This window comes from Xanthomonas albilineans, assembly GCF_009931595.1.
Classification (GTDB): domain Bacteria; phylum Pseudomonadota; class Gammaproteobacteria; order Xanthomonadales; family Xanthomonadaceae; genus Xanthomonas_A; species Xanthomonas_A albilineans.
This window is the reverse complement of the sequence record NZ_CP046570.1, coordinates 1,401,388-1,422,715: the sequence shown is the minus strand read 5'-3', so window position 1 is coordinate 1,422,715 and position 21,328 is coordinate 1,401,388. Positions and strand designations below refer to the sequence as shown.

Here is a 21,328-nt window from a genome sequence, read left to right as displayed (position 1 = left end):
CCGACGCAACTCGAAACACAGCGGGCCCACCACGCAGATGGGCATCACGTTGGCAGATCGCGCAGTTTCTTTTCCTGGTCCGTCAGGCTGCGGATGAAACCGGGATTACGGAAGATGCGGTTGCCGTAGTCTTCGATCGCCTTGCCATCCTTCGGCAACGGGATATCCAGCGCCTGCAGGCGCCAGATGATCGGCGCCATCGCGCAATCGGCCAGACTCATCTCCGGGTTGAGGAAGAATTTGCTGGCCTTGAACAGTGGTACCGAGGCGGTGAGCAATTCCTTCAGGCGCTTGCGGCCGGCTTCGGCCTGGGCTTTGTTGCCGAGCTGGATCGCCTGCACTTGCGGCACCCAATCGTGTTCGATGCGCAACATCGCCAGGCGCAAACGCGCACGCGAGAGCGGATCGACCGGCATCAACGGCGGATGCGGATAGCGCTCGTCGAGGTACTCGCTGACCACCGAGGCGGCGTACAGCACCAATTCGCGCTCGACCAGCGTCGGCACGGAGTGGTATGGATTGAGATCGATCAGGTCTTCCGGCGGATTTTGCGGATCCACCGCCACGAAATCATAGGTGACGCCTTTGGCCGCGAGCACCAGGCGAACGCGGTGGCACAAGACGTCATCTGTGGAGGAAAACAAGGTCAAGGTATTTCGCATGCGCAAACTCACCGCCATTCAAGGCTCTCCGACGACCGGAATCCGCCGGCCGCATCGACGCCGTCCGCACCTTGCGAACGGTCGCCACGGCCGCTGAGTGTGCAACCCTCGCACACAAAAGCCAATAGGCTGAACAGGGGAATCACTCAGCAATGGTGCAGCAGGCGCGTAGACAACATCAAAAGCGCTCAATGCACGTCCTTCCAGTATTCCTTCTTCAGCAGATGGGCAAGGAAGGTGAGCAAGGCCAGAAACAGCACCACCCACACGCCCAGACGCTGCCGTTTCAGCGCCGCAGGCTCGCCAGCGTATTCGAGGAAATTGCTGATGTCACGCACGGTCTGGTCGAACTCGGCCGGGGTCTGCTTGCCTGGGGAGGCCAGTTGCAAGCGCTCCACCGGTTTGTCTACACCCGGCTGCGGCGCCTTGCCGTAGACCGGCTGCTGCAAGCCTTGCAGTTCCCACAGCGGATTTGGCATGGAAGCGTTGGCAAACAGCCTGTTGTTCCAGCCCAGCGGGCGCGACTGGTCCAGATAGAACGATTTGAGGTAGGTATAGACCCAATCGGTGCCGCGCACCCGGGCGATCAGGCTCAGATCCGGAGGTGCCTTGCCGAACCACTTGGCCGCCGCCTCGTGTGGCATCGCGGCCTCGATGTGTTCGCCGACCTTGGCGCCGGTGAAGTTGAGATTGTGCATCACCTCATCCTCGCTCAGGCCCAGGTCCTCGGCCATGCGCGAGTAACGCAGGTACTTCAACGAGTGGCAGCCGGAACAATAATTCATGAACCCCCTGGCGCCACGCTGCAGCGAAGCGCGGTCGCCAAGATCGTTACCCGCCTGCAATGTGGCACCGCCCTCGCCCGCCAACGCAGGAACGGACAGCAAGCACATGCAAGCGACGCAGGCCAAGAGAGCGATCAGGCGCTTAGTCATGGCTGCTCACCCGCTCCGGCACCGGCTTGGTGCGGTCCAGCGTGGTCCAGATCGGCATGGTCAGGAAGAAAAGGAAGTACAGCAGCGTCAATACGCGGCCGATGTAAGTCTCGATGATCTCGGTGCCTGGACCGGAGCCGATCACCCCCAACCACACGAAACACACCGCCAGCACCGCCAGCATCACCCGCGAGATCCAGCCACGGTAGCGAATCGACTTGACCTTGGCGCGGTCCAGCCACGGCACCAGGAACAGGATCGCGATCGCCGAGAACATCACCAGCACGCCGCCGAGCTTGTTCGGCACCACCCGCAACATCGCGTAGTACGGGGTGTAGTACCAGACCGGCTTGATGTGCTCCGGCGTGACCAAGCGGTTGGCCTCGGTGAAATTGTCGTGCTCCAGGAACAGACCGCCGAAACCGGGAGCGAAGAAGATGATGAAGGCGCCGAGCATGAGCAGGAAGCCGACTCCGACCATGTCCTTGACCGTGTAGTACGGATGGAACGGGATACCGTCGGCCGGCTTGTTCGGGTCCCAACGGTTGCCCTTGGGGCCTTTCTTGATCTCCACCCCATCGGGGTTGTTGGAGCCGACTTCGTGCAGCGCCCCCAGGTGCAGCACCACCATCAGCAACAGCACCAACGGCAGCGCGATCACGTGCAGGGCGAAGAAACGGTTGAGGGTGGCGTCGGAGGGCAGATAGTCGCCCATGATCCACTCGGTCAGACCATTGCCGATCACCGGGATCGCGCCGAACAGCGAGATGATGACCTTCGCGCCCCAGAACGACATCTGCCCCCAAGGCAGCACGTAGCCCATGAAGGCTTCGGCCATCAATACCAGGTAGATCAGCATGCCCAGGATCCAGACCAGTTCGCGCGGCTTCTTGTAGCTGCCGTACATCAGCCCACGGAACATGTGCAGATAGACCACGATGAAGAACAGCGAAGCACCGGTGGAGTGCATGTAGCGGATCAGCCAGCCCCAATCCACGTCGCGCATGATGTACTCGACCGAGTTGAACGCCTCGGCCGCGCTGGTCTTGTAGTGCATCGTCAGGAAAATGCCGGTGACGATCTGATTCACCAGCACCACCAGTGCCAACGAACCGAAGTAATACCAGAGGTTGAAATTTTTCGGCGCGTAGTACTCGGCGATGTGCTTGCGGTAGAACGGCATCAGCCCAGGAGCGCGCTCGTTGACCCAATCGAACACGCTGCCCGCGGTGCGGGTGAGGAGATTGTCGGCCATGACTTAGGCCCCTCCTTTCGCGGACGCACTCGGGTCCACGCCGATGACCAGCGTGTTGTCGTCCTGGTAATGGTGCGGCGGCACCAGTAGATTGATCGGCGCCGGCACGCCCTGGAACACACGCCCTGACATGTCGAAACGCGACTTGTGGCAGGGGCAGAAATAGCCGCCCTTCCAGTCTGGATCGTAAGGCTCGGGGCGAATCTCGGCGACCATCTCCGGCGAGCAACCCAGGTGGGTACACAGACCGACCAGCACCGAGATATTCGGCTTGATCGAGCGGTAGTCGGGGTTTTTCAGCACGTAATCCGGCTGCTGGTCCTTGTTCTCGCACTTGGGATCCTTGAGCCGACCATCCAGGGACGGCAGCGCGTCGAGCATCGCCTTGGAGCGCTTGACGATCCAGATCGGCTGGCCGCGCCATTCCAGAATCAGACGCTGGCCCTCCTGCAACGCGCTGATGTCGGCCGTGATCGGCGCGCCGGCCAACTTGGCCTTGGCGCTAGGCTCCCAGGATTTGATGAAAGGAACCGCGACGCATCCCGCGCCAACCGCGCCCACGACGGCGGTGGTGGCAGTGAGAAAGCGGCGACGCCCTGTATTAATCGAATCGTTGACCCCATCGTTGGCCATCCGGCACTCCGATCTGTGATTGGGTAGCGTGAGGCTGCCAGCAACTCGGTGGGGATCGAGTTGCATCGAATTCACCGCAGTGTAGCGGAACCCTTAATCCGCCGACAATGCAGCCGGCACATCCGCGCGCCATGGGCAGCCACGGGGTCAATGCGCGGCCGAACCCGCGCCACGGTAGCGTTCGGCGAGTACGCCAACCCGCTGTACATAGAGCTGCGTCTCACTATACGGCGGCACACCGCCGTGTTTGTCTACCGCGCCTTCGCCAGCGTTATAGCCAGCCGCCGCCAAGCTGAGGTTACCGTTGAAACGTTTCAACAACCACGCCAGATATTGCACGCCCCCACGGATGTTTTGCGCCGGATCGAACGCATCCCCAACCCCGAAACGGCGCGCCGTCATCGGCATCAACTGCATCAGGCCCTGCGCGCCGGCGCGACTAAGCGCCATGGGGTTGTAGGCCGACTCGGCATGGATGATTGCACGCACCACCGCTTCCTCAACCCCGTACTCGCGCGCAGCAGCGGCAATCTCGCCCTGGTAGGCGGTCGTGTTCAGGCGCACAGCGCCGAAGTTCACTCCGGAGTTAGCGCAGGCGTAGCAGGTCTCCATGAAGCTGTAGTGGATCGTGCGTACCGTCCCCAGACTGGCGACCTGGGTTGGCCGGGCACTGGTGTAATGGCGCACGCCATCTTGCATGTAAGAGTAGAGCTGGCCGCTAACCAACCGCTGCGGTAAGGCAGCGGCCACAGGAACCCCACGCGTCGGGACCATCCTGGGCGCGCCTGACGCCGGGGCGGTGACCGAAGCGCCAGCCTGGGAAGCCTGGACGCCGACCGACTGAGCCGCCAAGGCGACGACACGATGGCCTGGGGCGCGCTCGGCTGCGGCCTTGGCCGGGACCGCTGCGGCCTGCGCAGCGCGGTGTTCGGGCATATAGTGATCGATCACGCTGCAATTGCCGCCGGACACGCGCTTGTTACCGTAGCTGGTGACACCGTCGGTACCGATGCATTTGTATACGGTACCCGCGCTGGCCGGCGTAGCCGACAGCGTGGCGATTACCAGCCCCAGAAGCCACAGCATCCCCTTCATGGCGGCAGTGTCCCAACTTCCCCGCCGGTTGCCAAGTCCGTGCTGATTGAGCCACCCGAGGCCGCAGCCGTCGTCCTATCCCGGGAGCGAGATGGGCTTGACGCCTCCCAACCCGCTCCCACTCCCTTCCGTGCCCAGATGATAGAGCGTTTGACCATCACGACAGGCTGCGGTCAGTGCATGCACACGGGGGGCATACGGGGCAGCCAACCGGGCACCTGCGCAGAGACGCCTGCACGGGTAAACTCATCGGCCACCTTTCCACCCGCCTGGATTCAGCGCCATGCCCGGGACTGTCCTGCACCCCCTGCCCTCCACCAGCACCCCCGCCACCCCGTCGCCAGCGCGTGGCAAGCTGTACATCAAGACCCACGGCTGCCAAATGAACGAATACGACTCGGCCAAGATGGCCGACGTGCTCGCCGCCGCCGAGGGGCTCGAGCTAACCGACAACCCCGAAGAAGCCGACGTGGTCCTAGTCAACACCTGCTCGATCCGCGAGAAGGCGCAGGAAAAGGTATTCAGCCAGCTCGGCCGCTGGAAGGCGCTCAAGGCCGGCGGCAAACAGGTGATCATCGGCGTGGGGGGATGCGTGGCGTCGCAGGAGGGCGAAGCGATCGTCAAGCGCGCGCCCTACGTGGACCTGGTGTTCGGCCCGCAGACCCTGCACCGGCTGCCGGAGTTGATCCGTGCCCGACGCGCTTCCGGGCAATCGCAGGTGGACATCAGCTTTCCCGAGGTCGAGAAGTTCGACCGGCTGCCCGAGCCGCGCGCCGAGGGGCCATCGGCATTCGTGTCGATCATGGAGGGCTGTTCCAAATATTGCTCCTTCTGCGTGGTGCCCTACACCCGCGGTGAAGAGATCAGCCGACCATTCGAAGACGTGCTGGTGGAAGTGGCGCAACTGGCCGCGCAGGGCGTGCGCGAGATCAACCTGCTCGGCCAGAACGTCAACGCCTATCGCGGCCCGTATGCCGACGCCGACGTCGGCGAGGACCCGCAGCACGCCGATCTGGGTCTACTGATCCGCAGCATCGCCCAGATCGAGGGCATCGGTCGCATCCGCTTCACGACCTCGCACCCACTGGAGTTCAGCGACTCGCTGGTGGACGCCTACCGCGACGTGCCGCAACTAGCCAACTATCTGCACTTGCCGGTGCAGGCCGGCAGCGACCGCATCCTCAGCGCGATGAAGCGGGGCTACACCGCACTGGAATTCAAACAGAAGATCCGCAAGTTACGGGCGGTGCGTCCGGACATCGCGATCAGCTCGGACTTCATCGTCGGCTTCCCCGGCGAGACCGACGCCGATTTCGACAAGACCATGAGACTGATCGAAGACGTCGGCTTCGACCAGAGCTTTTCTTTCATCTATTCGCGGCGCCCGGGCACGCCGGCCGCCGACCTGGAAGACGACACCCCCGAAGCCGTCAAGCATGCACGGCTGACACGGCTGCAGGCGCACATCAATGCCCATGCGCAACAGATTTCGCGCAGCATGATCGGCAGCGTGCAGACGGTGCTGGTCGAAGGCCCGTCGAAAAAGAACCCGGCCGAACTGACCGGCAAGACCGAAAACATGCGCTCGGTGAACTTCCCCGGACATCCGCGCCTGATCGGACAGTTTGTCGAGGTGACGATCACCGAGGCGCTGAGCAATTCGCTGCGCGGACGCGTGGTCGCAGACGTGGATTGAGCCCGCGCGATAGCGCCACATGCGCTGGTCCTGCATTGCCGTGCGGGTTACGCTTGCCTCCCAGGCGCTGAACAATACGCGCAGCGCATGCACTGCCGCACCTACATCGCAATGACCACAGCATCCGCACACCACGACTTCACCCTGGACCCCGCCGACACCGAGCGGCTGGCCAACCTGGCCGGGCCCTTCGATGCACACCTGCGGCAGATCGAGCTGCGCCTGGGCGTGGAGATTTCCAACCGCGGCAACGTGTACCGGGTAACCGGTCAGGAAGCGGCCGTGGCTTCCGCCCAACAACTGCTGCAGGCGCTCTACGCCGAGGCCGACAGCGTGATCTTCGACGACCAGCAGATCCATCTGCGTCTGAACCAGTCCAACGTCGATCAGATCGCCCAGCGCGCCTATCAACCGCAGGACGTGGCGATCAAGGTCAAACGCGGCACCGTGCGCGGGCGTGGCGCCAACCAGGCCAAGTACCTGCACCAGATCGCCACCCACGACATCAATTTCGGCATCGGCCCGGCCGGCACTGGCAAGACCTTCCTGGCCGTCGCCAGCGCGGTGGAGGCGCTGAACGAGTCGCGCGTGCAACGCTTGATTCTGGTGCGCCCGGCGGTGGAGGCCGGCGAGAAACTCGGCTTCCTGCCCGGCGATCTGAGCCAGAAAGTGGATCCGTATCTGCGCCCACTATACGACGCGTTGTACGAAATGCTCGGCGTGGACAAGGTGGTGAAGTTGCTGGAAAAGAACGTCATCGAGATCGCGCCGCTGGCCTACATGCGCGGGCGCACGCTCAACGACGCCTATGTGATCCTGGACGAGGCGCAAAACACCACCATCGAGCAGATGAAGATGTTTCTGACCCGTCTGGGCTTCGGCAGTACCGCCGTAATCACTGGCGATCTAACCCAGATCGACCTGCCCAAGCACGTCAAGTCCGGCCTGCGCGACGCAATCGAGGTACTGCACGAAGTGGACGGGGTCAGCTTCACCTTTTTCGAGGCACGCGACGTGGTCCGGCACCCGCTGGTCGCGCGCATCGTCAACGCCTACGAGAAACGCGACGTCGGCGATCGCGCCAACGGCGATCTGTCCGCATGACCCAATCCTGAACAGAGGCGCTGGCGACGAGGTTGATCGGCGCCGCCAGCAGTCTCAGCAGTGCCGACGCGACGCCACGGTTTCTGAGTCGCGCAGCGGTCTCGGCGTTGGCAGTTAAGCGATCACCAAGTTCAAACTGTTGCCGCAAGTGGATAAAACGCGCTGCCCAGCCTCAGCGGTGCCGCGTCTCCAGCACCTCGACCGCATCGGCCAGCGCCAAGCCACGTGCGCGTAGCAACACGGTCAGGTGATACAGCAGATCGGCCGATTCGCCGAGCAACTCGGCATCGCCCTGGGCCACACCGGCGAGCGCGGTCTCCACGCCCTCCTCGCCCACCTTCTGCGCGATACGCCGGGTCCCTTGCTCGAACAGGGTGGTGGTGTAACTGCCAGGCGGACGTTCGCCTTCGCGCTGCGCGACCAGCCGATCCAGCGCACCCAGGAACTGCCCAGGCGCCTGCGGGAAGCAACTGGTGCGGCCAAGATGACAGGTCGGTCCGCGCGGATGCGCCAGCACCAGCAGCGTGTCGTAATCGCAGTCGGTGTCGATCGCGACCAACTCCAGCGTGTGGCCCGAGCCTTCGCCCTTGGTCCACAGACGCTGTTTGCTGCGGCTGTAGAAGGTGACCAAACCGCTGCGGCGGGTCGTGGCCAACGCCTCCTGATTCATGTAGCCGAGCATCAGCACGCGCAGGGTGGCCGCATCCTGCACCACCACCGGCAGTAGGCCATCGCCCTTGTTCCAATCCAGCGCCGCATCGTCAACGGCGCCCGTGTGTTCTGTATGTTCATGTGCCATCGCGCACCTCGATTTGACGTTCGCGCAGGAAGCGCTTGAGTTCGGGAATGGGAATAGCACCGCTGTGGAACACGCTGGCGGCCAGCGCGGCATCCACGTCGGCGCGCTCGAATACCTCGGCGAAGTGCAGCATCTCGCCAGCGCCGCCGGAAGCCACCAGCGGTACCTTACATACTGCGCGCACCTCGTATAACTGCGCAATGTCGTAGCCACGGCGGACACCATCGTTGTCCATGCAGTTGAGCACGATCTCGCCAGCGCCCAACTGCTGCGCTTCGACCACCCAATCCAGGGTGCGCATGCGCAGCGCCTGGGTCTTGTCGGGATCGCCGGTGAAGCGGCGCACCCGCCACTGGCCATCCTCCTCGCGGATCGAATCGATGCCGACCACCACGCACTGCACGCCAAAGGCGTCGGCCAGTTCGGCGATCAGCGCGGGGCGTTCCAGCGCTGGGGAGTTGATCGAAATCTTGTCGGCGCCGGCATGCAGCACTAACCGCGCCGTGGCGACATCGCGGATGCCACCGGCAACGCAGAACGGAATGTCCAACAGCCGCGCCACGCGCTCGACCCAGGCGTAATCCACCGAACGCCCTTCCGGGCTGGCGCCGATATCGTAGAAGACCAATTCATCAGCACCCTGGTCGCGGTAGCGCAATGCGAGTTCAGCGATATCGCCCATGTCCACGTGATCGCGAAACTTCACGCCCTTGACCACACGGCCATCGCGCACATCCAGGCACGGAATGATGCGCCGGCTCAGCATGCCAACGCCTCGTCCAGGCGCAAGCGGCCCTCCAGCAACGATTTACCCAGCACCACGCCGGCACAACCGACCTCGCGCGTTGCGCGCACGTCGGCCGCATTGCGGACGCCGCCGGAAGCCTGCACGGCCACGTCTGGCGCGATCTGGCGCAAGTGCGCATACAGCGCCAGATTCGGTCCGGACAGCATGCCGTCGCGGGCGATGTCGGTACACAGCAGATGGGTCAACCCGGCTGCCGCGTACTCGCCGGCCAGCGCGTCCAGGGTCAGCGACGAGGTCTCGGTCCAGCCGAGCACCGGCAACCGCCACACCTTCTTCGCATCCTGCCGCGTGTCCAGCGCCACAGTGATACGCGCCGGCCCGAACTCGGCCAGCCATTCCAGCACCGACTCGCGGTCGCGCACCGCCAACGAGCCGATGACCACGCGGGTAGCGCCGGCATCGAGCATGCGCTGCACATCGGCACGCGAGCGCACGCCGCCGCCGGTCTGCACATGCAACCCGGTCTGAGCACGGATGCGCTCCAATAACGGCCCCAAGGTGTAGCCGCCGGCGCGCGCGGCATCCAGATCGACCAGATGCATCCACTGCGCGCCAGCGTCGGCGTAAGCCTTCGCTCGGCGCAGCGGATCATCGCCATAGTGGGTCTCGCGGGCATAGTCGCCCTGCGCCAACCGCACCACGCGGCCATCGCGGATATCCAGTGCGGGATAGACCAGGAAGCTCATGGGAAATCGGTCTCGAGAAAGTTGCGCAGGATGCGTGCGCCAGTGTCGGCAGAACGCTCGGGATGGAACTGCGCGCCACAACGACGCCCGTGCTGCACCACCGCGCTGAACAAGCCACCATGGTCGCAGGCGGCCACCGTGTCGGCAGTGACCGGCGCCGCATAACCATGCACGAAGTAGGCGCTGGCCCGAGCCGGCAGGCCCTCCAGCAGCGGCGATGGCCGCATCGGCAGCAAGCGGTTCCAACCCATGTGCGGCACCCGGATAGCCGGCGCCGGCGGCATGCGCCGGACCACGCCGGCGAGTACGCCCAGGCAATCGACTTGGCCTTCTTCCGAATGCTCAAACAGCAACTGCATCCCCAAACAGATGCCGAGCAACGGCACCTGCAACATGCGCAGCGGTTCGATCAGGCCCTGCGCGCGCAGCCGCGCCATCGCCTGCGGCGCGGCGCCGACGCCGGGCAGGATCACCCGTGACGCGCCCTGCAGGCCCGCCGCGTCGCTTACCAGTCGCGGCTCCACTGCCAGGCGTTCCAACGCATAACGCACCGAACCGAGATTGGCACCGCCCGCGTCGATCAAGGCCACCGTGCTCATCGCCGCCTCCACGCACGGGCACCGTGCGGTGTGCGCTGCATCGGCGTCGCACGCGCGCTCACAGCACGCCCTTGGTCGAAGGCAGCGCCGCGCCATCGCGGCGCACGGCCTGGCGCAACGCACGCGCCAAGGCCTTGAAGCAGGCTTCGATCTTGTGATGATCGTTGTCGCCACGCACGCTCAGGTGCAGATTCAAACCGGCCGCGTCGCACAGCGAGCGGAAGAAATGCGGCACCAGTTCGGTGGGCATATCGCCAACCCGCTCGCGCTTGAATTCCCCTTCGAATACGAAATAAGGACGCCCGCTGAAGTCCAGTGCGGCGCTGGCCAGGGTCTCGTCCATCGGCAAAGTGAAGCCGTAGCGCCCGATGCCACGCTTGTCGCCCAGTGCCTGACGCAGCGCTTGTCCTAGGGCCAGACCGGTGTCTTCGATGGTGTGGTGTTCGTCGATGTGCAGATCGCCCTCGGCATGCACGTCCAGGGCGAAGCCGCCGTGCTTGCCGATCTGTTCGAGCATATGATCGAAGAACGGCAGGCCGGTGGCACAATGCGGATCGCGTACCAAGTCCAGATCCAGTTCCACCGCGATCCGGGTTTCCTTGGTGTCGCGCTGCACCCTGGCGCGGCGCGGCGCATCGGCCAATGCATGGGCGATGCCGGCCCACTCCCAATCGCCGCCGAACTGCGCGGTGCGCAACTGGAAGCCGCGGATATGCAGATTTTCCGCGAACTGGATATCGGTCACGCGGTCACCGACCATCGCCGAACGCGCCCAATCGATGCTGCGGTCCTGCAAGTACGGCAGCATCAGGCCGATGCCGGGCTTGCGCGTGGGCGCGTTGTCGGCCGGCCAACTGCGGTCGATCAGCACCTCGCGAAATGCAATCCCCTGGCTGGCGAAGATCTGCAGCATCAAATCGTTCGGACCATCGAACGCGGCCTGCGGATACGTCGCGCTGCCCAGGCCGTCCTGATTGGTGACGATGACGAACTGATAGCCGGCATCGCGCAGCTTCAGCAGCGCCGGGATCACGCCCTGCACGAAACGCAGCTTCTCGTAGGCGTCGATCTGGAAATCGGCCGGCTCCTCGATCAGCGTACCGTCGCGGTCCACGAACAGGATCGGGGTCATGCCGCCGCCCTCCACGCCCGCAAGGCATCAAGGACGCGCTGATTCTGTTCCGGCGTACCAAGGGTGATGCGCAAGGCATCGCCCAACCCGGCTGCGGCACGCTGGTCGCGCACCACCACGCCGGCCGCCAGCAAGGCCTGTAACGCACCCTCGGCATCGTCGAAACGCAACAGCAGGAAGTTGCCTTGCGATGGATAGACCCGGCGCACACCCGGCAGCATGGCCAGTGCGGCCTGCATGCGCGTGCGTTCCTCGCGTACCTCGGCCACGCGCAGCGCGGTCTGCCGCAGCGGCTCGGGCTGCAACGCGGCCAGCGCCAGATGCAGGCACGGCGCCGGGATCGGATACGGCGCCTGGCAACGTCGTAGCACCGCGATCAGCGCTGGATCGGCGATCACGCAGCCGATCCGCGCCGCCGCCAGCGCGTGCGCCTTGGACAAGGTCCGCAACACCGCCACATTCGGCTGACGCGCCAGCAACGTGGTCGCCGAGGGCTGATCGGAAAACTCGCCGTAGGCTTCATCCACCACCAGCAAGGCACGATCCTGCAAGCGTTGCGCGGCGCGGGCGATGTCGTCCAACGCGATGGCCGCGCCGCCAGGATTACCTGGCGAACACAGGAACACCAGTTTGGCTCTCTGGCTCAGTGCCGCGTCCACGACCGCATCGAGATCGGCGTGCAGTCCGTCCGCTGCATCGCACAGCGGCACCTCGACCACGCGCGCGTTCTGCATCCGGGCACACACCGCATACATGCCGAAGACGGGCGGCGTGATGACGATCGCATCGCGGCCCGGCTCGCATAGCGCGCGCAGCAGCAAGTCGATCGCCTCGTCGCTGCCGCGACCAATCAGCAGTTGTTCCGGCGCACAGCCGTACAACGCGGCCAGCGCCGCACGCAACTGCGGCGGCTGCGGGTCCGGATAGCGGCGGTTGTCGGCATCGCGGTCGGCCAGGTTGGCCCAGGCCGATTCGTTAGCGTTGAGCCAGACCTCGCCCTGCACTGCGCTACTGCGCGCTGAGGAATAGCCAGTGAAGTCACGCAAGTCCGGGCGCACCAGCGCCAGCAGCCCAGCGGAATCGGTGGAGGCCCTCATCCCGCTTTCTCCATGCGTAACGCCACCGCGTTGGCGTGCGCGTCCAGGCCTTCGGCGCGCGCCATCAGCACCGCGCAGGCGCCGATAGCGGCGATACCGGCCTGGCTGGCGCTCTGCACGCTGACGAAATTCTGGAAGCTGGCAACACTGACCCCGCTGTAGGCTCGCGCCGCACCGCTGGTCGGCAACACATGGTTGGTGCCGCTGCAGTAGTCTCCCAAGGCCTCGGGGGTGTAGTCGCCGAGGAACACCGAGCCGGCCGCCTCGACCCGTTCCAACCAATCGCGCGGCGCGCGCAGCGCCAGAATCAGGTGCTCGGGCGCATAGCGATTACTGATCGCGAAGGCCTCCTCGAGCGTGCCGACCAGGATCAGCCGCGACGCGGCCAGCGCCTGGCGGGCGATCGCCGCGCGCGGCAGCGTCGCCAATTGCCGTTCCAACTCGTCCTCCACCGCATCGATCAACGCCGCGCTGTCGGACAGCAGCACGACCTGCGAATCCGGACCGTGTTCGGCCTGCGACAACAGATCGGCGGCGACGAACGCCGGATCGGCGCCGGCATCGGCGATCACCAACACCTCGGACGGGCCGGCCGGCATGTCGATCGCCGCCGCACCGGCTTGCGCCACCTGCCGCTTGGCCTCGGTGACGTAGCTGTTGCCAGGGCCGAACAACTTGTCGCACGAAGGCACCGAAGCGGTCCCGAAGCCCATCGCGGCAATGGCCTGCGCACCGCCGAGCTTGAACACGCGATCCACTCCGCTCAGTCGCGCCGCGACCAGCACCGCCGGATCGGCCGAGCCATCGGCGCGCGGTGGCGTACACAACACCACCTCGCGGCAACCGGCCAATGCCGCCGGTACGCACAGCATCAACGCCGTGGACGGCAGCGGCGCGCTACCGGCCGGCACGTACAGGCCGACCCGACCGATCGGCCGCACCACCCGCTCGCAGACGACCCCAGGCGCGGTCTCCACGGCATACGGCTGAGCCACGCCGGCGCGGTGGAAGGCGGTGATCCGCGTCATCGCCTGCAGCAGCGCCTCGCGCAACGCCGCCGGCACCGCCGCCTCGGCCGCGACAAACTCGTCGGCACCGACCTCGAACTGCTGCAGCACCACGCCATCCAGGCGCGCGGTGATTTCCTGCAACGCCACATCGCCATCCGCGCGCACCTGCTCAAGCAGTTGCGCCACCGTCGCGCGGGTCTGCGCAGCGACGGCTTGCACCGGTCGGGTCAAGGCCTGGGTGCGGGCCTGCGCGTCGAGCGCATTCCAATCCAATCGATTCATGCGAGCGAGCGCTCCACCGTCAACACCATCAAGCCCTGCGCACCCGCACGCTCCAATTCTTCCATGCGCTGCCAGGTAATCGCGCCGTGACACATCGTCTGCAACTGCAATGGTTCATCCACATCGCCGGGCAACTGCACCAGCGGGTCGGCATCGGGCAGCAACCGGGTCAAGTCGGCAACCCGGTCGCGTGCGGCACGGAACATCAGCAACTTGCTGTCGCGCAACTTGAGGACGCCGTCGAGCCGGCGCAGCAACATCGCCGCCAACCCAGCACGAGCGTCGGCTGGTTCGCGCACCGGCCCGGCCAGCACCGCCTCGCTGTCCAACAAAGTTTCCACAGGCTTGAGCTGGTTAGCGGCCAGGGTCGCGCCGCTGGACACCAGATCGCAGATCAGGTCGGCGGTACCCAGGCGCGGCGCGATCTCCACCGAGCCGGACAGTTCCACCACTTGCGCCTCGATGCCCCGCGCCTCCAGCCAATCGGCCAGCACCGCCGGATAGCTGGTGGCGATCCGCTTGCCCTGCACCTGCTGCGGGCCGATCCATTCCCACTGCTCGGGCACCGCCAGCATCAGCCGGCATTGGCCGAAGTGCAGCCCGCGCAACGCACGGTAGGCTTCGGGCAGACCATTGCGACGGCGTTCGCCGGCCTGTTCGTCCAATTCGTTGCGACCGACAATCCCGAAGTCGCACACGCCATCGGCGATCAGCCCAGGAATATCGTCGTCGCGCACCAGCAGCAGATCCACCGGCAACGACTCGCCATAGCAGAACAATTTGTCGCGACTCTCGCGCCAGCTCAGTCCGCAGGCGGCCAGCACCGCACGTGCCGGCTCGGCCAGGCGGCCGCTTTTCTGGATCGCGATACGCAGCCGGTCGCGTGCCGGCGCTGCCAGGGAAGCACTCATCAGGGGATCTCAGTGGGAAGCGGAAGGGCGCGCCGTCTAGCGGCGTAGCGCCGCGGCATAGCCGCCAGCGCCGTATTCGAGGGTCCGCGCAACGCGACCGATCGTGGTCACGCTGACCTGGGTCAGTTCATGGATCTCGCGGTAGGGCAGGCCCTTGAGTAGCAAAGGCACCACGCGCCAGCGGTCTGCCATTGCCTCCAGTTCGGCCGGCGTGCACAGATCCTGCAGAAACGCGGCGACGTCCTGCGGCCTGTCGAGCTGGGCGAGCGTGCGCGCCAGCGCCTTGAACGCGGCGTCGCTGTCACGGTCTGCTACGGAAGCGGGGCGCTGTTTCATTCCGCTAATGTAATAACGTGTTAGTACAAATGTCAAGGGCCGACCAATCGTGCAGACCCGCCCTCCCCACGCGAAACTGACATCCCATGGCTGGCGTGGCTGCCGCAGGGTCGCTAGCATCGCCACGATAGCCGCCACGACAACGTCCATGCCTCGTCCTCTCCTTGCATACTTGGCACTGCTTCTCTCGACGAACGCACTCGCGGATGCGACGCCGCCGGCCACACGGCCATCGACCATGGCTGCCGCCACCACCAACGACGAGGCCAACAATCCGCTCCCGATCCGTTCGCAATCCCAGCTCGATGCATACCTGCGCGCGCATGCTGGTGAACCCACGCCACTGGACGCATTCTCCCCCGGCGCACGCGAGCGCTTCATCGACGGCCTGATGTTCGGCCGCAACGGCCTAAGCGGGTTCGACACCCAGGATCTAGCACAACTCACACGCGAACAAGGGCGCGCACTCCTCGCACTGTTCGGGGCCGCGCAGTATGCAGACACCCTGCCCCACTGGGCAAAGCAAGCACACAACGTAGACGCCACCGCCACAATCGGCGCACTGGAACGCCGCTACAACGGATACGAGCGTGTCCTGAGCAAGCTACAGCACGAAGGCCGCGATCCCTGGCCATCGCTGCGCGCCGCGCTGCCCGAAGCCTTCGACCGCAGCGCCGCAGCGCAACTGGACAGCACCTCGCTCGCCCTGCTGTACCGTGCCATCGTCGCGACCTACACCCTGCGCCCCACCGCGGCAGGGCTGGAAGCGCAACTGCACACACTGAACCTGCTGCGCGATCGCGGCCAGGCCGACGCCGCGCAACTGGACGCCACCGGCAACGCGCTATTGCTCGCCCATCGTACCGAAGACGCGCGCCGACTGCTGGCGACCGGCGGCGACGCCGACTGGCCGCACTGGCTGCGCTTCGACGACCGTCTGGGCCCAGGCGCACATGGCCCGACGCTGTGGTCGCTGGATGCCGGTGGCACGACCTTGCGACGGCAACCCATCGACCTACGACGCCCGCGGATTCTGGTCACCGCCGGCTGCCACTTCGCAGCCGATGCCGCACGCGCCATCGCCAACGACCCCGAACTCGGCCCGGCCTTCCGCCGCCATGCGCTATGGCTGAGCCTGCCACCGGGCAAGGAAGACATGAGCGACGTCCGCGCCTGGAACCAGCGCCATCCGCAGATGCCACTGCATCCGATCTACGAGCAGCAGGAATGGCCGCTGCTGCCGCGCCACTGGGCCATGCCGACCTTCTTCCTGGTGCGCGACGGACGCGTGCAAGCGCAATTACAGGGCTGGCCCGCCGACGACCAAGCGCAACGACGCGCGCTCAAACGCATGCTGCAACGCGCCGGACTGCTCAGGTAAGGCGCGCACGTCGACACCCCCGCCTACCAACGAAAGGCCTGCCGCGCAGGTCAACGCATGGCTCACGCCATGACCTTGGCCTGCTCCAGTTCCACAAGCAGTGTGCTGGCCAGATCCTCGCGTGCGATCTCGAACTGCTGTTCGCGCACCAAGTCCTTGACAGCGACTACTCCACGCGCCAATTCGTCCTCGCCCGCCAGCACCACGAAGCGGATCCCGGCGCGGGCAGCGTACTGAAACTGCTTGCCGACCTTCTTCGGCTCCATCTGCACTTCGGTGTTGATCCCACCGGCACGCAAACGCCGGGCGATATCCAACGCATCGGCCAACCTAGCTTCATCCATCAACGCAACCATGGCCTGCACGCTGCTGGAAGCGATGCCGTCGATCAACCCGGCTTCGCGCAGTTGCCAAAACAACCGGGTCAGGCCGATGGAGATGCCCACGCCGGGCAGCCTGGACTTGCTGTAGTGGCTGGCCAGATCCTCGTAACGCCCACCCGAACAGATCGAGCCGATCTGCGGGTAATCGCTCAACAGGGTCTCGTAGACGGTGCCGGTGTAGTAGTCCAGACCGCGGGCAATGGAGAAATTCAGGCAATACGCCCGCTCCGGCACGCCCAGCGCCTTGACCAGCGCCAACACTTCGCGCAACTCGGCCACCCCCTCGCGCAGCGTCGCACTGGCACCGGTCGCCGCCTCCAGCGCGTCCAGCCGCGCCAACGCATCCTCATGACCACTGGAGCGCACCGCGACGAACTGCAAAATCTGTTCGACCTGCGCAGCCGGGATACCGAAACCCTCGCCGGCCAACGTCTCGCGCACGTAGTCGGCACCGCGCTTGTCCAGCTTGTCGACCTCGCGCAACACCGCCAGCTGGCGCTCGCCCTCGGCCACGCCCAGGCTCTCGAAAAAGCCGCGCATCAGCTTACGATTGTTCAACTGCACCGCGAACGCACCGATGCCCAGCTCGGCAAACACCGCGTGGATCACCGCCAGCACCTCCGCATCGTAGCGAATGCTCAGCGCGTCCTTGCCGATCACGTCGATATCGCACTGGTAGAACTCGCGAAAACGTCCGCGCTGGGCGCGCTCGCCACGGTAGACCCGCTGCATCTGGTAGCGGCGGAAGGGGAAGCTCAGTTCGTGTTCGTGTTCGGCCACGTAGCGCGCCAGTGGCACGGTCAAATCGAAGCGCAGCGCCAACTCCGGCATCGCCCCCTCCGCGCCTTCGGCCGCGGCATTGGCCAGGGCGCCGGTGGACTGCACGAAGTACACTTGGCGCTCGGTTTCGCCACCGGACTTGGTCAACAGCACATCGGACAACTCGAACACCGGCGTCTCCACCGGCAGGAACCCGAACCGCTCATAGTTGCGGCGGATGACGTCCAGCATGCGCTGGAACGCGATCTGCTCGCGCGGCAGCAATTCCATGATGCCGGGCGGCGTACGGGGCTTGATCACGAGTGGAGCTCCTGCGATTCGGGAGGTGGGCGGGACGCCAATTCTAGCCGCACCGAACGCAGACGACCGCAATGGCGTATGACGTCCACCTGTCGCCGGGGTGCCTTCCCCATGACCACGTGGCAATCGCGCATGTTCAGCAGGTCTCCGACTGCGCAGACAAGCGGCCATGGACACCGCGCATCGAGGTGATGCCACCCAGGGCCATGTCCGACACGCGCGATTGTCAGAACGGGCCACTTCACCAGGCAAAGTGGCCACGGCACATTGATGAAGCAGACAAGCGACAACATGAGCAAGTGGATGTCGATCCGACATTCGAGACGGATGCGCCGCATATGCGTTCAACGATCCAGCCATTCCAGCGTACTGAGCGTGCTGGCGCTGCGCGACTGATTCAACAGGGTCAGATGTAGACGCGGCCATACACCGGCAGCCTGCCAGTCACACCCATGCTGTGGTTATTCTAAAGCCCCTGAAATCAAGCCCTTCATACCGGCGTTTAAAGTAGTGCGAAGAAAATAAATTTATATGCTGCACGCAATCATCACGCCGCATAAAACACACTACTTCACACACAAAGTGCGAACTATTCGTGAAGTTGATTTTTACAGATATTTTTGTGCCTCACCCGGAACATCGCTCAAGGAAGTAGAAACAAAAATATCGGGATAATAATATTTTTATACCCATATTCCGATAATGCAATCACGCATTGCATGCAGTCACCTTAGCTCCAGCAGAAAACATGAATTCATCCGCAAATTCACCGCATTTGCGGGATTTTTTTCGCACATTATTTTTCACACAGCCACACCCTTAAGCCAACCATAGGAAATGGCAATGAAAATATTTTCCGGATTACGAAATTTACGTACAATCATGCTATGTACCGTATTCGCCTTGAACGCGGGCACTGCCGCATCGACTGGCGTGAACCCATACGAATCACAACCTGGCGGGCCATTCATTGCAACACGCATATTAAATTACAATCCCAATGTCAAAGCCATATTTGCCTACACCGCTTTCGGGGCTTCTTGCACCCCGTTGGCAACGGGAACCAGCGTACGCGGCCCGTTGCTGACTATCCATATCTGGGATCATGACGAATTTCACGCCATGTCTAACATCTACTGCGCAGCTGGCAGTGAAATTCAAAGTTTCACCCCTCTTTCAGCAGCCTATGATCATCTAGTTCAGAACTTATATCTTGTTGTGGGCGGCAGCGACATGAGACTTCTTATCAAACAACAACCAACTCAGCACTGATTCTTGCCCTGTCGCATATTCGCAGAACACATGTTGCCTCGAATGCGCCCAATAGAAGCAACGATATCGGTGCAGCGACCACCATCTGGCTCGCCACCCCTGATTTGATTCAACACAAGCACATCGCTCACGTGCATCGTGCTGTCTCGCGGTGCACATCACGGCATGCCAGCAAGCCACTGCGCCGGGGCGCTTCAAAATGTCGAGCCATCCCCGGCCAGCGGCTTGATGCTCTACACCGATGCCAGCCAACTGCATGCCAGCGCCGACACGCACGTTGAATTGCAGCGCAAGCCACGCACGACGCCTACGCTGCTGCACATCGCCCGCCCGAACGCGGTGGCGAGCGCTTGCAGACTCACCCAGCCAGCAAGCGAGCGCGCAAGCCGGCATAGTCCGCTGCAATCGGCTCGGCATAGGCATAGCGCTGCAACAACTCGGCCAATGCCGCTGGCACCGGCACCGGCTGTCCAATCAATGGCTCCACAACCGCCTCGAATTTGGCCGGATGCGCGGTCGCCACCACCGCCCAATCGCCAGCATCGGCCTGCGCCGCCTCGGCACGCAACTGCTGCAGCACGTGCAAGGCCGTCGCGGTGTGCGGACAATGCACTTCGCCATAGCGCCGGAAGCGCTCGCCGATCACCTGACGGATCCGCGCATCGTCCACCGAATACGCCCGGAACTGCGTGCGCAGCGACGCATCGTCGCTGCGATACAACCACCGCAAGCGTTCGAAATTGCTTGGTGCGCCGACATCCATCGCATTGGCTAGCGTGGCGATGCTGGACTGCGCCGCGTATGCCGCGCCCGCGAAATACTCCGGCAGTACACGATTGGCGTTGGTTGCCAGCACGATCTGGCCCAACGGCACACCCAATCCGCGCGCCAGAATCGCCGCCAGCGCATTGCCCAGATTGCCGGTCGGCACCACTAGATTCAGAGACTGCGCATGCGCGGCGTGATGAGTCAGCGCCGCATGCGCGTAATAGCTCATCTGCGGCAACAGCCGCCCCAGGCTGATGCTGTTGGCCGAACTCAGCGGTACCTGCGCCTGCAGCGTGGCATCGTTGAGGGCCTGCTTGACCAACGCCTGGCAGTCATCGAACGAACCGGCCACGCGCAGGGCCTGGATGTTGTCGCCGAAACAGCCCAACTGGTGCGCCTGCCGCGGTGACACGCGGCCATCCGGATACAACACCACCACGCGCAAGCCAGGCTGGCGATGGAACGCGGCAGCGACCGCGGCGCCGGTATCGCCGGAGGTAGCGACCAGGATGGTCAACGGCGTCGCCGTGTCGCGCCGCAATCGCGTCAGGCAGGCGGCAAGGAAGCGCGCTCCGAAGTCCTTGAACGCGGCGGTCGGCCCATGGAACAACTCCAAGGCGTGATCGCCCGGCGTGACCAGCGGTTGCAGCGGCGCAGCGAAATCGAACGCCTCGGCGCAAAGCGCCGGCAATTCCGGCTCCAGCGCATCGCCCTCAAAAAACGGCGCCAGCAACACTGCGGCGGTCTCGGCCAGGCGAGCGCCGGGCGTCAAAGCCCGTGCTGGCGGCAGGCGCTCAGGGACGTAAAGGCCGCCATCGGGCGCCAGACCGGCAGCGATGGCTTGGCTGAGCGAAACGGCCGGCGCGGTGTTACGGGTGGAAATGAAGTTCATTGTGATCCATGAAAAAAAGACGCAACCAAAGCGGTCTTATACCGCTTTTGCCCTGCACTGCCTCTGCACAGCAGGCACAGCGAACGGAAAGATCGGATTGGCACTCGAAGCACTTTTGTGGAGCACAGTGAATAGAATGCTCCGCCATCGGGAACCACCATCGGGGCCCAACAGCCGTCGCGCATGCGTCACTGACACTCGCCAATTGCGAACGTTACCAGATGACGAGGACGCAGGCTTTCCCAGGCCAGGTATGGACTGGCGAGACGCGCCGCAAACGAGCGCTTAGCCCTGCACGGAACGGCTTTGTCGCGACATCTCGGGCAGCTGGCATCGGGGTGGGCAGCACCAATCTCGCCGTGAGGAAGACTCCTGCGTAGGCGGCGCGGCGATCGCATCGTGCGCCCAGCTTTTGCGTACCCGCTGCTCTCGAGGTAAGGCCAGCACCCACCCGTCGGCAGGTGTGCGCCGCCATACCTGCGGCCAAGGTCCACACAAGACCAGCCATTTCC

At 64.3% G+C, this 21,328-nt stretch carries 20 protein-coding genes; 4 read left to right on the top strand and 16 right to left on the bottom strand.

Features of this window, described 5'->3' with window-relative positions; all coding sequences use genetic code 11:
* Window positions 1–44: 44 nt before the first annotated feature.
* The 5 genes from XaFJ1_RS06005 to XaFJ1_RS05985 all read right to left on the bottom strand — a co-directional run bounded on the left by XaFJ1_RS06005 (window position 45) and on the right by XaFJ1_RS05985 (window position 4,580).
* On the bottom strand, window positions 45–680 hold the full coding sequence (locus XaFJ1_RS06005) for a glutathione S-transferase N-terminal domain-containing protein (RefSeq protein ID WP_012915780.1): 636 nt from the start codon (window positions 678–680) through the stop codon (window positions 45–47).
* 170 nt (window positions 681–850) lie between these two features.
* Window positions 851–1,597 carry a cytochrome c1 gene (locus XaFJ1_RS06000; protein ID WP_012915779.1) on the bottom strand — a complete coding sequence of 249 codons (747 nt, stop codon included), beginning with the start codon at window positions 1,595–1,597 and terminating at the stop codon, window positions 851–853.
* Entirely contained in the window at window positions 1,590–2,852 is a 1,263-nt protein-coding gene (locus tag XaFJ1_RS05995; RefSeq protein WP_012915778.1) for a cytochrome b, read from the bottom strand. The genes XaFJ1_RS06000 and XaFJ1_RS05995 overlap by 8 nt, the downstream gene beginning before the upstream one ends.
* Before the next feature lie 3 nt (window positions 2,853–2,855).
* Window positions 2,856–3,485, bottom strand: coding sequence for a ubiquinol-cytochrome c reductase iron-sulfur subunit (petA, locus tag XaFJ1_RS05990; RefSeq protein WP_012915777.1), 630 nt, complete (start codon window positions 3,483–3,485; stop codon window positions 2,856–2,858).
* Window positions 3,486–3,632: 147 nt separating this feature from the next.
* Window positions 3,633–4,580 carry a lytic transglycosylase domain-containing protein gene (locus XaFJ1_RS05985; RefSeq protein ID WP_012915776.1) on the bottom strand — a complete coding sequence of 316 codons (948 nt, stop codon included), beginning with the start codon at window positions 4,578–4,580 and terminating at the stop codon, window positions 3,633–3,635.
* 283 nt (window positions 4,581–4,863) lie between these two features.
* Between XaFJ1_RS05985 and miaB the strand changes: the two genes are divergently transcribed.
* Both miaB and XaFJ1_RS05975 read left to right on the top strand, forming a co-directional pair.
* On the top strand, window positions 4,864–6,276 hold the full coding sequence (gene miaB / locus XaFJ1_RS05980; RefSeq protein ID WP_012915775.1) for a tRNA (N6-isopentenyl adenosine(37)-C2)-methylthiotransferase MiaB: 1,413 nt from the start codon (window positions 4,864–4,866) through the stop codon (window positions 6,274–6,276).
* 111 nt (window positions 6,277–6,387) lie between these two features.
* Window positions 6,388–7,380, top strand: coding sequence for a PhoH family protein (locus tag XaFJ1_RS05975; protein ID WP_045757241.1), 993 nt, complete (start codon window positions 6,388–6,390; stop codon window positions 7,378–7,380).
* 172 nt (window positions 7,381–7,552) lie between these two features.
* On the opposite strand, the gene hisIE is transcribed toward XaFJ1_RS05975, so the two are convergent.
* Genes hisIE through XaFJ1_RS05930 form a run of 9 tightly spaced genes read right to left on the bottom strand, consistent with a single transcriptional unit; the run spans window position 7,553 to window position 15,040 of the window.
* Window positions 7,553–8,179, bottom strand: coding sequence for a bifunctional phosphoribosyl-AMP cyclohydrolase/phosphoribosyl-ATP diphosphatase HisIE (gene hisIE / locus XaFJ1_RS05970; RefSeq protein ID WP_012915773.1), 627 nt, complete (start codon window positions 8,177–8,179; stop codon window positions 7,553–7,555).
* Window positions 8,169–8,945 (bottom strand): imidazole glycerol phosphate synthase subunit HisF, encoded by a 777-nt coding sequence (gene hisF, locus XaFJ1_RS05965; protein WP_012915772.1) that lies wholly within the window; start codon window positions 8,943–8,945, stop codon window positions 8,169–8,171. The genes hisIE and hisF overlap by 11 nt, the downstream gene beginning before the upstream one ends.
* Window positions 8,939–9,673, bottom strand: a complete 735-nt coding sequence (hisA, locus tag XaFJ1_RS05960) for a 1-(5-phosphoribosyl)-5-[(5-phosphoribosylamino)methylideneamino]imidazole-4-carboxamide isomerase (protein WP_012915771.1) — start codon at window positions 9,671–9,673, stop codon at window positions 8,939–8,941. Before hisA ends, hisF begins: the two co-directional genes overlap by 7 nt.
* A complete protein-coding gene (gene hisH, locus XaFJ1_RS05955; RefSeq protein WP_045757240.1) occupies window positions 9,670–10,272 on the bottom strand; it encodes an imidazole glycerol phosphate synthase subunit HisH in 603 nt (200 codons plus the stop codon). The genes hisA and hisH overlap by 4 nt, the downstream gene beginning before the upstream one ends.
* 58 nt (window positions 10,273–10,330) lie before the next feature.
* Window positions 10,331–11,404, bottom strand: a complete 1,074-nt coding sequence (gene hisB, locus XaFJ1_RS05950) for a bifunctional histidinol-phosphatase/imidazoleglycerol-phosphate dehydratase HisB (RefSeq protein WP_012915769.1) — start codon at window positions 11,402–11,404, stop codon at window positions 10,331–10,333.
* The gene (gene hisC / locus XaFJ1_RS05945) at window positions 11,401–12,501 is read right to left on the bottom strand and encodes a histidinol-phosphate transaminase (RefSeq protein ID WP_012915768.1); all 1,101 of its coding nucleotides are present in this window, start codon (window positions 12,499–12,501) and stop codon (window positions 11,401–11,403) included. Before hisC ends, hisB begins: the two co-directional genes overlap by 4 nt.
* Window positions 12,498–13,793 (bottom strand): histidinol dehydrogenase, encoded by a 1,296-nt coding sequence (gene hisD, locus XaFJ1_RS05940; protein ID WP_012915767.1) that lies wholly within the window; start codon window positions 13,791–13,793, stop codon window positions 12,498–12,500. The genes hisC and hisD overlap by 4 nt, the downstream gene beginning before the upstream one ends.
* Window positions 13,790–14,704 carry an ATP phosphoribosyltransferase gene (gene hisG / locus XaFJ1_RS05935; RefSeq protein ID WP_012915766.1) on the bottom strand — a complete coding sequence of 305 codons (915 nt, stop codon included), beginning with the start codon at window positions 14,702–14,704 and terminating at the stop codon, window positions 13,790–13,792. The genes hisD and hisG overlap by 4 nt, the downstream gene beginning before the upstream one ends.
* Before the next feature lie 36 nt (window positions 14,705–14,740).
* A complete protein-coding gene (locus XaFJ1_RS05930) occupies window positions 14,741–15,040 on the bottom strand; it encodes a YerC/YecD family TrpR-related protein (RefSeq protein WP_012915765.1) in 300 nt (99 codons plus the stop codon).
* A gap of 238 nt (window positions 15,041–15,278) precedes the next feature.
* Here XaFJ1_RS05930 and XaFJ1_RS05925 point away from each other — a divergent pair, with 238 nt between their 5' ends.
* Window positions 15,279–16,421, top strand: coding sequence for a hypothetical protein (locus XaFJ1_RS05925; protein WP_045756806.1), 1,143 nt, complete (start codon window positions 15,279–15,281; stop codon window positions 16,419–16,421).
* Window positions 16,422–16,483: 62 nt separating this feature from the next.
* Here the strand turns inward: XaFJ1_RS05925 and hisS are convergent, their stop codons facing one another.
* Complete coding sequence (hisS, locus tag XaFJ1_RS05920; protein ID WP_012915763.1) at window positions 16,484–17,884, bottom strand: histidine--tRNA ligase; 1,401 nt, start codon at window positions 17,882–17,884, stop codon at window positions 16,484–16,486.
* 843 nt (window positions 17,885–18,727) lie between these two features.
* Between hisS and XaFJ1_RS05915 the strand changes: the two genes are divergently transcribed.
* Entirely contained in the window at window positions 18,728–19,156 is a 429-nt protein-coding gene (locus XaFJ1_RS05915) for a hypothetical protein (RefSeq protein ID WP_155393650.1), read from the top strand.
* Window positions 19,157–19,514: 358 nt separating this feature from the next.
* Here the strand turns inward: XaFJ1_RS05915 and thrC are convergent, their stop codons facing one another.
* The gene (gene thrC / locus XaFJ1_RS05910) at window positions 19,515–20,816 is read right to left on the bottom strand and encodes a threonine synthase (protein WP_012915759.1); all 1,302 of its coding nucleotides are present in this window, start codon (window positions 20,814–20,816) and stop codon (window positions 19,515–19,517) included.
* Window positions 20,817–21,328 lie beyond the last annotated feature (512 nt).

Excerpts from the sequence above, each read along its gene's own strand:
- hisA (WP_012915771.1), bottom strand. The coding sequence starts at position 9,673 with ATGAGCTTCCTGGTCTATCCCGCACTGGATATCCGCGATGGCCGCGTG.
- XaFJ1_RS05995 (WP_012915778.1), bottom strand. The coding sequence starts at position 2,852 with ATGGCCGACAATCTCCTCACCCGCACCGCGGGCAGCGTGTTCGATTGG.
- hisB (WP_012915769.1), bottom strand. The coding sequence starts at position 11,404 with ATGACCCCGATCCTGTTCGTGGACCGCGACGGTACGCTGATCGAGGAG.
- XaFJ1_RS05930 (WP_012915765.1), bottom strand. The coding sequence starts at position 15,040 with ATGAAACAGCGCCCCGCTTCCGTAGCAGACCGTGACAGCGACGCCGCG.
- XaFJ1_RS05975 (WP_045757241.1), top strand. The coding sequence starts at position 6,388 with ATGACCACAGCATCCGCACACCACGACTTCACCCTGGACCCCGCCGAC.
- XaFJ1_RS05925 (WP_045756806.1), top strand. The coding sequence starts at position 15,279 with ATGGCTGCCGCCACCACCAACGACGAGGCCAACAATCCGCTCCCGATC.
- XaFJ1_RS06005 (WP_012915780.1), bottom strand. The coding sequence starts at position 680 with ATGGCGGTGAGTTTGCGCATGCGAAATACCTTGACCTTGTTTTCCTCC.
- hisF (WP_012915772.1), bottom strand. The coding sequence starts at position 8,945 with ATGCTGAGCCGGCGCATCATTCCGTGCCTGGATGTGCGCGATGGCCGT.
- thrC (WP_012915759.1), bottom strand. The coding sequence starts at position 20,816 with ATGAACTTCATTTCCACCCGTAACACCGCGCCGGCCGTTTCGCTCAGC.
- XaFJ1_RS06000 (WP_012915779.1), bottom strand. The coding sequence starts at position 1,597 with ATGACTAAGCGCCTGATCGCTCTCTTGGCCTGCGTCGCTTGCATGTGC.
- hisC (WP_012915768.1), bottom strand. The coding sequence starts at position 12,501 with ATGAGGGCCTCCACCGATTCCGCTGGGCTGCTGGCGCTGGTGCGCCCG.
- hisH (WP_045757240.1), bottom strand. The coding sequence starts at position 10,272 with ATGAGCACGGTGGCCTTGATCGACGCGGGCGGTGCCAATCTCGGTTCG.
- hisIE (WP_012915773.1), bottom strand. The coding sequence starts at position 8,179 with ATGGCACATGAACATACAGAACACACGGGCGCCGTTGACGATGCGGCG.
- miaB (WP_012915775.1), top strand. The coding sequence starts at position 4,864 with ATGCCCGGGACTGTCCTGCACCCCCTGCCCTCCACCAGCACCCCCGCC.
- hisD (WP_012915767.1), bottom strand. The coding sequence starts at position 13,793 with ATGAATCGATTGGATTGGAATGCGCTCGACGCGCAGGCCCGCACCCAG.
- petA (WP_012915777.1), bottom strand. The coding sequence starts at position 3,485 with ATGGCCAACGATGGGGTCAACGATTCGATTAATACAGGGCGTCGCCGC.
- hisG (WP_012915766.1), bottom strand. The coding sequence starts at position 14,704 with ATGAGTGCTTCCCTGGCAGCGCCGGCACGCGACCGGCTGCGTATCGCG.
- XaFJ1_RS05985 (WP_012915776.1), bottom strand. The coding sequence starts at position 4,580 with ATGAAGGGGATGCTGTGGCTTCTGGGGCTGGTAATCGCCACGCTGTCG.
- XaFJ1_RS05915 (WP_155393650.1), top strand. The coding sequence starts at position 18,728 with ATGAAAATATTTTCCGGATTACGAAATTTACGTACAATCATGCTATGT.